Source organism: Nocardioides guangzhouensis, from assembly GCF_004519545.1.
In the GTDB taxonomy this organism is placed as follows: Bacteria; Actinomycetota; Actinomycetes; order Propionibacteriales; family Nocardioidaceae; genus Nocardioides; species Nocardioides guangzhouensis.
This window is the reverse complement of the sequence record NZ_SDKM01000006.1, coordinates 96981-110779: the sequence shown is the minus strand read 5'-3', so window position 1 is coordinate 110779 and position 13799 is coordinate 96981. Positions and strand designations below refer to the sequence as shown.

At 72.1% G+C, this 13799-nt stretch carries 11 protein-coding genes; 3 read left to right on the top strand and 8 right to left on the bottom strand.

Annotation, left to right across the window (positions count from 1 at the left end):
* The first annotated feature begins 38 nt into the window (after nt 1-38).
* Nucleotides 39-914 (top strand): oxygenase MpaB family protein, encoded by an 876-nt coding sequence (locus tag EKO23_RS05795; protein ID WP_134715017.1) that lies wholly within the window; start codon nt 39-41, stop codon nt 912-914.
* A 248-nt stretch (nt 915-1162) separates the two neighbouring features.
* Nucleotides 1163-1672: a pyridoxamine 5'-phosphate oxidase family protein gene (locus EKO23_RS05790; RefSeq protein WP_134715015.1), complete on the top strand. Its 510-nt coding sequence runs from the start codon at nt 1163-1165 to the stop codon at nt 1670-1672.
* 6 nt (nt 1673-1678) lie between these two features.
* On the opposite strand, the gene lysA is transcribed toward EKO23_RS05790, so the two are convergent.
* The 8 genes from lysA to tkt form a co-directional block, all read right to left on the bottom strand.
* A complete protein-coding gene (lysA, locus tag EKO23_RS05785) occupies nt 1679-2938 on the bottom strand; it encodes a diaminopimelate decarboxylase (RefSeq protein WP_134715013.1) in 1260 nt (419 codons plus the stop codon).
* Nucleotides 2939-2945: 7 nt separating this feature from the next.
* Nucleotides 2946-4304 carry a pyridoxal phosphate-dependent decarboxylase family protein gene (locus EKO23_RS05780; RefSeq protein ID WP_134715011.1) on the bottom strand — a complete coding sequence of 453 codons (1359 nt, stop codon included), beginning with the start codon at nt 4302-4304 and terminating at the stop codon, nt 2946-2948.
* Nucleotides 4305-4436: 132 nt separating this feature from the next.
* Entirely contained in the window at nt 4437-5162 is a 726-nt protein-coding gene (gene pgl / locus EKO23_RS05775; RefSeq protein WP_134715009.1) for a 6-phosphogluconolactonase, read from the bottom strand.
* A complete protein-coding gene (locus EKO23_RS05770) occupies nt 5159-6130 on the bottom strand; it encodes a glucose-6-phosphate dehydrogenase assembly protein OpcA (protein WP_217702490.1) in 972 nt (323 codons plus the stop codon). Before EKO23_RS05770 ends, pgl begins: the two co-directional genes overlap by 4 nt.
* A 16-nt stretch (nt 6131-6146) precedes the next feature.
* On the bottom strand, nt 6147-7676 hold the full coding sequence (gene zwf / locus EKO23_RS05765) for a glucose-6-phosphate dehydrogenase (RefSeq protein ID WP_134715007.1): 1530 nt from the start codon (nt 7674-7676) through the stop codon (nt 6147-6149).
* Entirely contained in the window at nt 7673-9343 is a 1671-nt protein-coding gene (gene pgi / locus EKO23_RS05760; RefSeq protein WP_134715005.1) for a glucose-6-phosphate isomerase, read from the bottom strand. The genes zwf and pgi overlap by 4 nt, the downstream gene beginning before the upstream one ends.
* On the bottom strand, nt 9340-10458 hold the full coding sequence (gene tal, locus EKO23_RS05755; protein WP_134715003.1) for a transaldolase: 1119 nt from the start codon (nt 10456-10458) through the stop codon (nt 9340-9342). Before tal ends, pgi begins: the two co-directional genes overlap by 4 nt.
* A 26-nt stretch (nt 10459-10484) precedes the next feature.
* Nucleotides 10485-12509: a transketolase gene (gene tkt, locus EKO23_RS05750; protein WP_246050929.1), complete on the bottom strand. Its 2025-nt coding sequence runs from the start codon at nt 12507-12509 to the stop codon at nt 10485-10487.
* A 181-nt stretch (nt 12510-12690) separates the two neighbouring features.
* Between tkt and EKO23_RS05745 the strand changes: the two genes are divergently transcribed.
* Complete coding sequence (locus EKO23_RS05745; RefSeq protein WP_425464384.1) at nt 12691-13707, top strand: heme o synthase; 1017 nt, start codon at nt 12691-12693, stop codon at nt 13705-13707.
* The last annotated feature ends 92 nt before the right edge of the window (nt 13708-13799 follow it).

Below are 13799 nucleotides of genomic sequence, written 5' to 3'. Positions count from 1 at the left end.
CCGCCGAGGCCCTTCGCCGCCCGGCTATCGTCGGGCGCATGGGGGCTCTCCGCGACCGCATCGGTGCCGCCGTGTTCGCACGCGTCGCCGGACCCGAGGGAGCCGAGCACCGGCGCCGCATCCACGGCACGCCGGGACCGCGCTGGTTCCCGCCCGACAGCGCGATCGCGCGCGTCCACGGGGACGCCTCGATGTTCGTCGGCGGCATGCGGGCGGTGATGCTCCAGACCCTGCACCCGGCCGCAATGCGGGCGGTCTCCGAGCACTCGGGCTACCGCGGCGACATGTGGGGCCGGCTGGCCCGCACCAGCCACTTCCTCGCGGTCACCACGTTCGGCACCGTCGACGACGCCGAGGAGGCGGTCGCGCTGGTGCGGCGGATCCACGTCGCGGTCACCGGCACGCTGCCGGACGGCACGCCGTACGCCGCGTCCGACCCGCACCTGCTGGCCTGGGTGCACGCCGCCGAGATCGACAGCTTCCTGCGGGCGCACCAGCGTTACGGCCACACGCCGCTCGACGCCGCCGGTCGTGACGCCTATGTCGCGCAGGCCGGCGAGGTGGCTGCCCGCCTCGGCGTCGTCGACCCGCCGCAGACCGAGGCGGCCCTCGCCGCGTTGCTGGACTCCTTCCGCCCGGAGCTGCGGGGCACGCCCGAGGCACGAGAGGCGGTGTACGACGTGCTCTGGCGGCCGCCGCTCCCCGCCGTCGCCCGCCCGGCGTACGCCATGGTGCGCACCGCCGCGATCGGTCTCATGCCCGACTGGAGCCGCGAGCCGCTCGGCCTCCCGCTGCGCCCCCGCGTCGACCGCACCGTCGCCCACGCCTGCGGCCACGCCGCGACCTCCTCCATCCGCTGGGCGATGACCTCCGGCAACGCCGAGTCCCGCCGCCTCCGCGCCGCCCACCCCTGACCCGGGGTCGCCGGTTGAGGAGGCCCCGCCGAGCCGTGCGAAGTGGTGGCGCGAGCCGTGCGAAGTGGTGGCGGTTTCGAGACGCTGGCTGGCGCTCGCTCCTCAACCAACGGGGTACGCCGAGGTGCCCGGAATTGCGTGCCGAGGTGCCCCGAGCTGCGCGCCACGACCACAAGTCCGGGCACCTCGGCCATCGAGAATAGGCACCTCGGCGATGAGTGGGGACGGGACGGGAGGTCAATGCAGGCATGGGAGACGGTCAGCTGGACCGGATGGCCCGCGAGGTCATCGACGCGAACGTGTTCCTCGTGCTGGGCACGAGCGAGCCCGACGGCACGCCCCGGGTGTCGCCGGTGTTCTACGGCGTGCACCGGTACCGCGACTTCTACTGGGTGTCGCACCCCGGCTCGCACCACTCCGCGAACGTCGCCGCGCGGCCTGCCGTGTCCTGGGTGGTCTTCGACTCGAGCGTGACCGTGCGCGAGACCCGAGCCGTCTACTGCTCCGGCACGGCGCGCGAGGTGCCGGCCGGCGAGCTCGCCGCGCACGTCGGGCGCGCGTTCCGCGAGATCCGCGGAGCCCGCGCGTTCACGGTCGACGAGCTCACCGGCGACGCCCTCCGCCTGTACGTCGCCCGGGCCGCGACCTGCGAGGTGCACGTCCCGGGTAGCCACCCGACGTACGGCACGGGGACCGATCGCCGGGTGGCGGCGCGCCCCTGGCCCGGCCACGACGGGACCCCACCGGGGGAGACGTGACGCGGGTCAGTCGACGTCGCGCGCCATGAGGTCGTCCCACGTCTCCCGGCGTACGACGAGGCGGGCCACGCCGTCCTTGGCGAAGACCACCGGGATGCGACGGTTGCCGTTGTAGTTGTTGGCCATCGTGAAGCAGTACGCCCCGGTCGCGGGTACGGCGAGGAGGTTGCCCACCGCCGGCGTGGACAGGTCGACGCCGTCGACGAGCACGTCGCCGCTCTCGCAGTGCCGCCCGACGACCGTGACCCGCTCGGCACCGGCGCCGTCGAAGCGGCCGACGATGCCGGCCTCGAACCGCTGCTCGAACAGCGCCACCTCGAGGTTGTCGCCCATCCCGCCGTCGACGGCCACGAACGTGATCGCGCCACGCTTGACGGTGGTCACCTCGTAGAGGGTGCAGGCCGACTCGGCCACCATGCTCCGGCCGGGCTCGATGATGACCCGCGAGTCGCGGGGCAGGTGCTCCTTCGCGGCGCCGATGAGGGCGTCCAGGTAGGCGGCGACCGAGGGCGGCTCGTCGGCCCAGGTGTACCGAGTGCCCAGCCCGCCCCCGAGGTCGTAGACGGGGAACTCCCCGAGTGCGGCGACCGGTGCGACCGACTCGGCGAAGGGCTCGACGTCGAGGATCTGCGAGCCCACGTGCACGTGCAGGCCCAGCATCCGGACCTTCGCGCTCTGCTCGATGCGCCTGATGAGCGGGGCGGCGTCCCGGGGTGCGAGGCCGAACTTGGACCCCTCGTGACCCGTCAGCACGTGGCTGTGCGTGTCGGCGGTGACCCCGGGAATGATCCGCACCAGCACGTCCTGGGTCGAGCCTGCGGGCACGATGGCCTCGAGCCGGTCGACGTCGTCGGCGTTGTCGACGACGACGAGGCCGACGCCGTGCTCGACGGCGATGCCGATCTCCTCGTCGCTCTTGGCGTTGCCGTGCAGCACCACCAGGGCGGGGTCGACGCCGGCCTTGACCGCGGTCAGGATCTCGCCGCCTCCGGCGACGTCGAGGCCGAGGCCTTCCTCCACCATCACCCGCTGGACCGCCGTGCAGGGGAACGCCTTCGACGCGAACACCACCCGCCCTCCTGGCCACCGGGCCGTCAGCTCGTCGACGTACTCGCGGGCGCGCGCCCGCAGCGCCGCCTCGGCGACCACCAGGACCGGCGTACCGAACTCCGCGGCGAGCGCGTCCGCGCGGCACCCGCCCACGACGAGTGTCCCGTCGTCGTCGAGCGCGCTCCCTGCCGGGAAGAGCGAGAGCAGGTCGTTCACGGGCGCGTCACTCGGTCCGGGCCAGGATCTCGCGGACCAGGTCCATGCTCGTGTCGGGATGGAGGAAGACGAAGCGGCCGACGGTCTCACCCTCCCACTTGCTCGGCGGGATGAAGGCGACGCCCTCGTCGTGCAGCTCGTTCGCCCAGGCGTCGTAGTCCTCCGGCTTCCAGCCGACCCGGCGGAACAGGACCACCCCCAGGTCCGGCTCGCGGATCAGCTCGAGGTGGGGCGCGGCCTCGACGAGGTCGGCGGTCTGGCGGGCCAGCGAGACGGCGACCTCGATGGCCTCCCGGTAGGCGTCGACCCCGTGCACGGCGAGCGAGAACCAGAGCGGCAGCCCCCGCGCGCGGCGGGTCAGGTGGTAGGCGTAGTCGGTCGGGTTCCACTCGCCGTCGGACACGTGGATGACGTCGAGGTACGACGCGTCCTGCGTGTGCGTGGCCCTGGCGAGCTCGGGGTTGCGATAGATCAGGGCGCAGCAGTCGAACGGCGTGAACAGCCACTTGTGCGGATCGAGGATGAACGAGTCCGCCTGCTCGATGCCGTCGTACTTCGAGCGGATCGAGCGGGCGAAGATGCCGGAGCCGCCGTACGCACCGTCGACGTGGAACCACCAGCCGTGCTCCCGGGCGATCGCGCCGACGCCGGCCAGGTCGTCGACGATCCCGGCGTTGGTGGTGCCGGAGGTGCAGATGACGGCGGCCACGTCGCTGAGGTCGTCCTCCGCGTCGACCGCCTTCTGGACCGCCTCGGCCGTCAGCCGGTGGTCGGGCGTCTCGACGACGAGCGCGTCCATCTCCAGCAGGCGCAGGGTGTTCACGATCGACGAGTGCGCGTCGGTGCCGACGACGACGCGCAGCCGCGTCGGCTCGTCTGCCTTCCGCGCCTTCTTGGCGGTCTCCCTGGCGACCGCGAGCGCGGAGAGGTTGCCGGCCGAGCCGCCCGAGACGAAGCAGCCACCGGCCGTGTCCGGGAGCCCGGCCTCGTCCGCGATGATCCGGAGCACGGTGTTCTCCGCGGCGATGGCACCGGAGGCCTCCAGCCAGGAGATGCCCTGGATCGAGGCGCACGACACGAGCATGTCGAACAGCAGGCTCGCCTTGGTCGGTGCGCCCGGGATGAACCCGAGGAAGCGCGGGCTGTCGGCCGAGATCACACTCGGTGCGATCACCGACGCGTAGACGCCGAGCACTTCGTCGGGATGCCGCGGTGTGTCGCTGATCAGGCCGTCCAGCCGCTTGTAGAGGTCGGTTGCGGAGAGGGTTCCCTTGTCGAGGGGAACCGGGTTCATCCGCAGCCGGTTCTCGGCGTACGCAAGGACGCTGCGCACCATCTGCTCGGTCGTCTGGTCCACCTCGTGCATGGCTCTCACCTCCGTGTCCGCGGAGTGCCCGGCGTCCACGCAGTCACACCACCCCGCGATTCGGAGTCTGGCACCGGTCGCGACTCGTGGGAAGGAGCTGGTCTGGCCTGCTGGTCCCGAGCCGGAGACGGGTCAGAGGCGGGAAGCGGCGGCCTCGTCCAGGAACCAGACGGTCTCGTCCTCGCCGACCACGCCGGTGGCGGGGATCTCGTGCACGTCGGCACCCCCAAGGGCCTGGGCGACGGCCTCGGCCTTGCCGTCGCCGGAGACCAGGAACCAGACGGCCTTCGCGTGGTTGAGCGCGGCGAACGTGAGCGTCACCCGCTCCGGCGGCGGCTTGGGGGAGTCGGTGATGCCGACCGCGATCCGGTCGTCGACGTCGAGCGCCGCGTCGCCGGGGAAGAGGGAGGCGATGTGGCCGTCGGGGCCGACGCCGAGCATCAGCACCTCGAACGCGCCGGCGCCGTGCTCGCGCATCGTGTGCGAGTACGCCTCCGCGCCGTCGTCCACGGAGGCGGAGTCGGCCGTCGACGGCATCTCGTGCACGTTGGCCGGGTCGACGCCGACGTCGTCGAGGAACGCCGCACGCGCCTGACTGGCGTTGCGGTCCGGGGAGTCCGGCGCGACGAACCGCTCGTCGCCCCACCAGACCACGACCCGCGACCAGTCGACCGAGGAGCCGGGGGAGAGCCGGGCAATTGCCTGATGCACGTGGTCGGCGATGGTGCCGCCGGTCAGCCCGATCTGCGGGACCTCCCCGGCGGCCTGCGCCCGCTCGAGCCGTTGCAGCAGGGCGGCGGCGACGGACTCGGCGAGCTCCTCGGCCGTGTCGTGCCGCTGGATGGTGGGGTCGCTCACGACGTCTTCCCTCCCGTACGTCGGGTGGTACGGCGCCCGGTCGAGCGCCGCTGGGCCCGCTTCGTCGCGCCACGACCGGCCAGCCGGCGCGCGGTGGCCGCGTAGACCTCGTCCTCGTCGAGCCGGCGCAGCTCCTCGGCGAGCAGCTCCGGGATCGCCCGTCGCGGCAGCGCCACCGGCCGGTCCGGCTGGCCGGGGGAGGTGAAGGTCGCCAGGCCGCCGGACGGTCGAGCGATGCGGATGTCGCCCTCACCGGTCTCCAGCACCACCTCGGTGATGCCGGGCCCTTCGGAGCTCCGGCGTTCCACCGGCACCTTGAGCCGGTCCTGCAGCCAGGCCACCAGCAGGTCGGCGCTCGGGCTGATCCGCTCGGCCTCGACGGAGGCGCGTCGCACCTTGAGCGGGTGTTGGTCGAGCGCCGCTGCGAGCAGCGCGCGCCAGCGGGTGAGCCGGGTCCAGGCGAGGTCGGTGTTGCCGCGGGCGTACGACGCGCACTGGATCTCCATCGCCTTCGTGCGGGCCCGGGTCGCGGCCGCGGCGTCGGTGATTCGCCGCTGGCCCAGGGCGCCGAGCGGGTCGGTGGCGGGGTCGTCCGGCGGGTCGCACGGCCACCAGACCGCGACCGGGGCGTCGGGCAGCAGCAGCGGCAGCACCACGGACTCGGCGTGCCGGCAGACCTCGCCGCGCATGCGGATCATCGCGGTCTCGCCGGACCAGCCCTGACCGGTCGCGACCTGGGCGTCGACCCGTCCGGTGCCGCGGCCGTCGCCGAGGATCACGCCGAGCACCCGCGCGGGGTGCTCGTGCGAGGCGGCCTTGGCCGCGTCCATCGCGGCCTCCGCCTCGTCCTCGTCGACCACGATGACCAGGGTCAGCACCATGCCCATCACCGGCGAGCCGGCGCTGGTTCGGGCCTTGACCAGCGCGGCGGCGATGCCGGCGGCGGTGGTGTCGAGAAGCTCGATCACGCGAGCACCTCCGCGGTCATGGCCGCCTCCACGTGCGCCCGTCGCGGGCCAGCATCTCGTCGGCGGTGGACGGGCCCCACATCCCGGGCTCGTACTGCTCGGGACGGCCCTGCCCGGCCCAGTGCTCCATGATCGGGTCGAGGATCTTCCAGGACAGCTCGACCTCCTCGTGCCGCGGGAACAGCGGCGGGTCCCCGAGCAGCACGTCGAGGATCAGCCGCTCGTAGGCCTCCGGCGACGCCTCGGTGAACGAGCCGCCGTACGCGAAGTCCATGGTCACGTCGCGGATCTCCATCTGCGTTCCGGGCACCTTGGACCCGAACCGCAGCGTCATCCCCTCGTCGGGCTGCACCCGGATCACCAGCGCGTTGTGGGTGAGCTCCTCGGTGGCGGTCGGCCCGAACGGCAGGTGCGGAGCCCGCTTGAAGACGACCGCGACCTCGGTGACCCGCCGGCCGAGCCGCTTGCCGGTGCGGAGGTAGAAAGGCACCCCGGCCCAGCGGCGGGTGTCCACGAGCAGCTTCACCGCGGCGTACGTCTCGGTCGTGGAGGACTTCTTGACGCCGTCCTCCTCGAGGAAGCCGCGCACCTTCTCCCCGCCGGCCCAGCCCGCGGCGTACTGGCCGCGCGCGGTGCTGAGGTCGAGCCGCCGGGGGAGGACCACGGACTCGAGCACCTTCTGCTTCTCGATCCGCAGCGAGTCCGCGGCGAACGACGTGGGCTCCTCCATCGCCACCAGCGCGAGCAGCTGCAGGAGGTGGTTCTGGATCACGTCGCGGGCTGCGCCGATGCCGTCGTAGTAGCCCGCGCGGCCGCCGATCCCGATGTCCTCGGCCATCGTGATCTGCACGTGGTCGACGTAGTTGGCGTTCCAGATCGGCTCGAACAGCTCGTTGGCGAACCGCATCGCCAGGATGTTCTGGACGGTCTCCTTGCCGAGGTAGTGGTCGATCCGGAACACCGATCCGGTCGGGAACACGTCGGCGAGAACGGCGTTGAGCTCGCGCGCGGAGGCGAGGTCGTGGCCGAACGGCTTCTCGACGACCACCCGACGCCACGAGCCCTCGTCGCGCTCGGTCAGCCCGTGCTCCTTGAGCTGGCCGACCACGTCGCCGAAGAACTTCGGCGGGATGGAGAGGTAGAACGCGTGGTTGCCGGCTGTGCCGCGCTCCTGGTCGAGCTCCTCGATGGTCCGGCGCAGCTTCGCGAACGCGACGTCGTCGGCGAAGTCGCCGGGGACGAACCGGATGCCCTCGGCGAGCTGCTTCCACACCTCCTCGCGGAACTCGGTGCGGGCGTGCCGCTTGACCGCGTCGTGCACGATCTGGGCGAAGTCCTGGTTGGCCCAGTCCCGTCGCGCGAACCCGACCAGGCTGAACCCGGGCGGCAGCAGACCGCGGTTCGCGAGGTCGTAGATCGCCGGCATGACCTTCTTGGTGGACAGGTCGCCGGTGACCCCGAACAGCACCAGCCCGCACGGTCCGGCGATGCGGGGAAGCCGTCGGTCGCGGGGGTCGCGCAGGGGGTTGGGCGCGGCATCCGTCATCGGTCGCGGTGCCCGAGGTAGTAGGAGATGAGGGCGGAGGTCGACGGGTCCTGCTCGGCCAACGCCTCGGCGTCGCCGGCGACGGCCGGCGCGACCTGCTGGGCGAGCTGCTTGCCGAGCTCGACCCCCCACTGGTCGAAGCTGTCGATGCCCCAGACCACGCCCTGGGTGAACGTGATGTGCTCGTAGAGCGCGATCAGCTGGCCGAGCACCGAGGGCGTGAGCGCCGGCGCCATGATCGACGTGGTCGGCCGGTTCCCCTCGAAGACCCGGGCCGGCACGATCGCCTCGGCGGTGCCCTCGGCGCGCACCTCGTCGGCGGTCTTGCCGAACGCCAGTGCCTTGGTCTGCGCGAAGAAGTTCGCGAGGAACAGCCCGTGCACGTCGGTGTCGCCGTCCGTCAGGGGGTACGCCGGGTCGGCGACCGCGATGAAGTCGGCCGGCACCAGCAGGGTGCCCTGGTGGAGGAGCTGGAAGAACGCGTGCTGGCCGTTGGTGCCGGGCTCGCCCCAGAACACCTCGCCGGTCTCCGTGGTGACCGGCGTGCCGTCCCAGCGCACGCCCTTGCCGTTGGACTCCATGGTCAGTTGCTGGAGGTACGCCGGGAACCGGTGCAGCAGCTGGGCGTAGGGCAGCACCGCGTGGGTCTGCGCGCCGAGGAAGTTGACGTACCAGACGTTGAGCAGGCCCATCAGCGCCGGCACGTTCGCGGCGGGGTCGGCGGTCCGGACGTGCTCGTCGATCGCGTGCATGCCGGCCAGCAGTTCGGCGAACCGCTCGGGGCCGATCGCGACCACCAGCGAGGTGCCGATCGCGGAGTCCACGGAGTAGCGCCCGCCGACCCAGTCCCAGAACCCGAAGGCGTTGGCCGGGTCGATCCCGAATGCCGCCACCTTGTCGAGGGCGGTCGAGACGGCTACGAAGTGCCGGGCGACGGCGTCCGCGTCGTCGTCCCCGATCGCTCCGGCCGCACGCAGCCCGTCCAGCAGCCACGCCTTGCACAGCCGCGCGTTGGTCAGGGTCTCCAGGGTGCCGAAGGTCTTGCTGGACACGATGAACAGCGTCGTCGCTGGGTCCAGCCCGGCCAGCTTCTGCGCGGCGTCGGTGGGGTCGATGTTGCTGATGAACCGGCACTGCAGGCCGTCCTGGCGGTACGGCGCGAGCGCCTCGTAGGCCATCACCGGACCGAGGTCGGACCCGCCGATGCCGATGTTGACCACCGTCCGGATGCGCTGACCGGTGACCCCGGTCCAGGCCCCGGAGCGGACCCGGTCCGCGAAGTCGTAGACCCGGCGCAGCACCTCGTGGACGTCGGCGTCGACGTCCTGGCCGTCGACCTCGAGCGGCTCGCCCGCGGGCCGGCGCAGTGCCGTGTGCAGCACCGCGCGGTCCTCGGTGACGTTGATGTGCTCGCCGGCGAACATCGCGTCCCGCCGCGCGGCCAGCCCGACCTCCTCGCCGAGCGCGAGCAGCGCGTCCAGCACCTGCTCGCCGAGGAGGTTCTTGGACAGGTCGACGTGGAGGTCACCGGCGGTGAACGTCAGCCGGTCGACCCGGCCGGGGTCGTCGGCGAACCACGACCGGAGGTCGGGGACGAAGCCGTCGGCGAGCGCGGCCAGCCGGGCCCACGCCTCCGTCGTCGTCGGGTCGACCGGCGGCTCGCTCACCGCGCGCTCTGGGCTGCCTCGAGCTGCTCCTCGACCGTGTCGAGGAGCTCGTGCCACGAGGTGACGAACTTGTCGACGCCCTCCTTCTCCAGGGTCGCGATCACGTCGTCATAGTCGATGCCGACCGCCGCGAGCCGGTCCATCACGGACTGCGCGTCGTCGTACTTCGTGGTGACCTGGTCGCCCGAGTCCACCTCGCCGTGGTCGGCGAACGCCTGCAGGGTCTTCTCCGGCATCGTGTTCACGGTGTTGGACACGACCAGGTCGGCGACGTACATCGTGTCGCGGTAGTCGGGGTTCTTCACGCCCGTCGACGCCCACAGCGGGCGCTGCGTGTTGGCGCCGGCATCGGCCAGCGCCTGCCAGCGGTCGCCGCTGAAGAACTCCTGGTACGCCCGGTACGCGAGCCGCGCGTTGGCCACACCGGCCAGGCCGCGGAGCGCCAGCGCGTCGTCGGAGCCGATCGCCTCGAGCCGCTTGTCGATCTCGGTGTCGACCCGGCTGACGAAGAACGACGCCACCGAGTGGATCTTCGACAGGTCGCGGCCGGCCGCGTGCGCCTTCTCCAGCCCCGCGACGTAGGCCTCCATGACCGAGCGGTAGCGGTCGAGCCCGAAGATCAGCGTGACGTTGACGCTGATCCCGTCACCGAGCGCGTCGGTGATCGCCGGGCCGCCCTCGGTGGTGGCGGGGATCTTGATGAACAGGTTGTCGCGCCCGACCTCGGCCCACAGCGTGCGGGCCGACGCGAGGGTCTCGTCGGTGTCGAACGCCAGGTCCGGCGCCACCTCGATCGAGACCCGGCCGTCGGTGCCGCCGGTGGCCGCCGCGGTGTCGGCGAGCACGTCGCAGGCGTCGCGTACGTCGGTCGTGGTCAGCGCGAACACCGTCTTGTCCACGTCGGCGCCGGAGGCGACCAGCTCGCGCACCTGGGCGTCGTACCGCTCGCCCTCCTTGAGCGCCGCAGCGAAGATCGTCGGGTTCGTGGTCACGCCGACCACGGAGGAGTTCTTGATCAGGTCGGCCAGGTTGCCGGTCTCGATCCGCTCGCGCGACAGGTCGTCGAGCCAGATCGACACCCCTGCGTCGGACAGGGCCTTCAGACGCTCGGACATGGAACCTCCCTTTTCGTTGGTCGCCGTCAGCTGACGGCGGCGATGCTGTCCTCGGCCGCGGCGGCCACGGCTGCCGCGGTCACGCCGTACTCGGCGTAGATGCGGGCGAAGTCGGCGCTCGCGCCGTACTGATCGATGGAGACGATGCGGCCGTGGTCGCCGACCACCTCGCGCCAGCCCATCGCGATGCCGGCCTCGACCGACACCCGGGCCTTCACGATCGGCGGGATCACGGTCTCGCGGTAGGACTCCTCCTGCGCGTCGAACCACTCGCGGCACGGCATCGAGACGACCCGGGCGGCGACGCCCTTCTCGGCGAGCAGCGCGCGCGCCTCGACCGCGAGCTGGACCTCGGAGCCGGTACCGATCAGCACCACGTCGGGCACGCCGTCGGTGTCGAGGAGGACGTAGCCGCCGCGGTGGACGTTGGAGGTGTCGCTGAAGCCGTCGGTGCCGCGGGGGAACGTCGGGACGTTCTGCCGGGTCAGGCACAGGCCGGCCGGGCGGTCGGTGTGCTCGAGGATCGTCCGCCAGGCGGCGGCGGTCTCGTTGGCGTCCGCCGGGCGTACGACGTCGAGGCCGGGGATGGCGCGCAGCGCGGCGAGGTGCTCGATCGGCTGGTGGGTCGGGCCGTCCTCGCCGAGGCCGATCGAGTCGTGCGTCCAGACGTAGGTCACCGGCAGCTGCATGATCGACGCCAGGCGCACCGAGGGGCGCATGTAGTCGGAGAAGGTGAGGAAGGTGCCGCCGAAGACACGGGTGCCTCCGTGGACGGCGATGCCGTTCATGATCGCGCCCATGGCGTGCTCGCGGATGCCGAAGTGCAGCACGCGTCCGGCGTACGGGTCGCCCTCGAACATCTTGCTCGAGCGGTCCTTCGGGATGAACGAGAGCGCACCCTCGATCGTGGTGTTGTTGGACTCGGCGAGGTCGGCGGAGCCGCCCCACAGCTCGGGGATGCGCGGGGCCAGCGCGTTGATGACCGCGCCGGACGCCTTGCGGGTGGCGATGCCCTTGGGGTCGGCGTCGAACGTCGGCAGGTCGTCGGCCCAGCCCTCGGGGAGAGTGCGGGTGCGCATCCGCTCGTAGAGCGCGAGGTCGGCCGACGGCTTGGTGGTCCAGTGCTGGAAGGCCTTGTCCCACTCCGCCTGTGCCTGCTTGCCGCGCTCGACAGCGCCGCGGGTGTGCTCGATGACCTCGGCCGTGACCTCGAAGGTCTGCTCGGGGTCGAACCCGAGGACCTCCTTGGTGGCGCGCACCTCGGCCTCGCCGAGCGCCGAGCCGTGCGCCTTGCCGGTGCCCTGCGCGTTCGGCGCGGGCCAGGCGATGATCGTCCGGAGCACGATGAAGCTGGGCCGGTCGGTGACCTGCTCGGCCTGGCGGATCGCGTCGTACAGCGCGGACAGGTCCTCCCGGTAGCCGCGGCCGCCGTGCGTCCAGTCGACGGTCTGCACGTGCCAGCCGTAGGCCTCGTAGCGGGCCGCGGTGTCCTCGGACAGCGCGATGTTGGTGTCGTCCTCGATCGAGATCTTGTTGTCGTCGTAGATCACGGTGAGGTTGCCGAGCTTCTGGGTGCCGGCCAGCGAGGAGGCCTCGCCGCTGACGCCCTCCTCGATGTCGCCGTCGGAGCAGAAGGCGTAGACGTGGTGGTCGAACGGCGAGGCACCCTCGTCGGCGTTCGGGTCGAGCAGGCCCCGCTCGCGTCGGGCCGCCATCGCCATGCCCACCGCGTTCGCGACGCCCTGGCCGAGCGGGCCGGTGGTGGTCTCGACGCCCGCGGTGTGGCCGTACTCCGGGTGCCCAGGGGTCTTGGAGCCCCACGTGCGCAGCGCCTTGAGGTCGTCGAGCTCGAGGCCCCAGCCGCCCAGGTAGAGCTGGATGTAGAGGGTCAGACTCGAGTGCCCGCACGAGAGCACGAACCGGTCGCGGCCGGCCCAGTCGGGGTCGGCCGGATTGTGCCGCATCACCTTCTGGAACAGGAGGTACGCCGCGGGCGCGAGGCTCATCGCCGTACCGGGGTGGCCGTTGCCCACCTTCTGCACGGCGTCCATCGCGAGGACGCGGACGGTGTCCACCGCCTTGTCGTCGACGTCGGACCAGTCGAGGGACGTGGGGAGGGGGCTCACGGATCACTCCTGTGCAGTGCGGGGAATCACGGGCGGCACCGCCGAGCCTACTCATGCCAGACGTTAGACTCGACCCTGCCCGTACCCCACCCCACCCGAGGTATCCGTGTCCCACGCCGGCCAGCCGGCCGCCGCCCAGCTGCGGGGTCGACCCACCCCCGGGGACGCGTCGCCGGAGCGGGTCGGGGAGGCTGGACCCGTGGAGGGTGCGACCAGCGAGCGGGCCGAGGGCCGGGCGGGCATCCGCGACGTCGTCGCGGCGTACGTCGGCCTCACCAAGCCCCGGGTGATCGAGCTGCTGCTGCTCACCACGGTTCCCGTGATGTTCTTCGCCGCCCGCGGCGTCCCGCCGCTCGGGCTGGTGGTCGCCACCGTCATCGGTGGTGCACTGTCGGCCGGCTCTGCGTCGGCGCTCAACTGCGTCTACGACCGCGACATCGACGAGCAGATGCGGCGCACCCGTCGCCGGGCGCTGCCCCGGCACATCGTGTCGCCGCGGGCGGCGCTGGCCTTCGGTCTGGTGCTCGGCGTGGTGTCGACGGTGGTGCTCTACGTCTGGGTCAACCCGCTGTCGGCGGCCCTGTCGGTGCTGGCCAACGCGTTCTACGTGCTCGTCTACACGATGGTGCTCAAGCGACGCACCACCCAGAACATCGTGTGGGGCGGGCTGGCCGGGTGCTTCCCGGCACTGATCGGCTGGACGGCAGTCACCGGCGAGCTGGCCTGGGAGCCGGTCGTGCTGTTCGCCGTCGTGTTCTTCTGGACCCCGCCGCACACCTGGGCGCTCGCGCTCCGCTACCGCGAGGACTACGCGAACGTCGACGTCCCGATGCTGCCGGTGGTCGCCTCGGCCTCCGAGGTGGGCCGCCAGGTGGTGCTCTACTCCTGGGCGATGGTCGCGACCTCCCTGCTGCTGTGGCCGGTCGCCGACACCGGATGGTTCTACCCGGTCGCCGCGGTCGCGCTCGGCGCGTTCTTCCTCGTCGAGGCGCACCGCATGTGGGGCCGGGCCAGGGGCAGCAACGAGCTCAGCGTGGTCAAGCCGATGCGGCTCTTCCACTCCTCCAACCTCTACCTCTCGCTGCTGTTCGTCGCGGTCGCCCTCGACCCGCTGATCGGCTGACCGGACCAGCACCCGAGTCTTCGCGCCGCCCGGGTAGCGGTACGGACAAGTGCCCCGAACGGGTCATTTCCGGGCGCGCCCGGGCCGACCTC

Coding starts and splice junctions, on each gene's coding strand:
- EKO23_RS05795 (WP_134715017.1), top strand. CDS start 39: ATGGGGGCTCTCCGCGACCGCATCGGTGCCGCCGTGTTCGCACGCGTC.
- EKO23_RS05790 (WP_134715015.1), top strand. CDS start 1,163: ATGGGAGACGGTCAGCTGGACCGGATGGCCCGCGAGGTCATCGACGCG.
- EKO23_RS05780 (WP_134715011.1), bottom strand. CDS start 4,304: ATGCACGAGGTGGACCAGACGACCGAGCAGATGGTGCGCAGCGTCCTT.
- zwf (WP_134715007.1), bottom strand. CDS start 7,676: ATGACGGATGCCGCGCCCAACCCCCTGCGCGACCCCCGCGACCGACGG.
- tal (WP_134715003.1), bottom strand. CDS start 10,458: ATGTCCGAGCGTCTGAAGGCCCTGTCCGACGCAGGGGTGTCGATCTGG.
- tkt (WP_246050929.1), bottom strand. CDS start 12,509: ATGGACGCCGTGCAGAAGGTGGGCAACGGCCACCCCGGTACGGCGATG.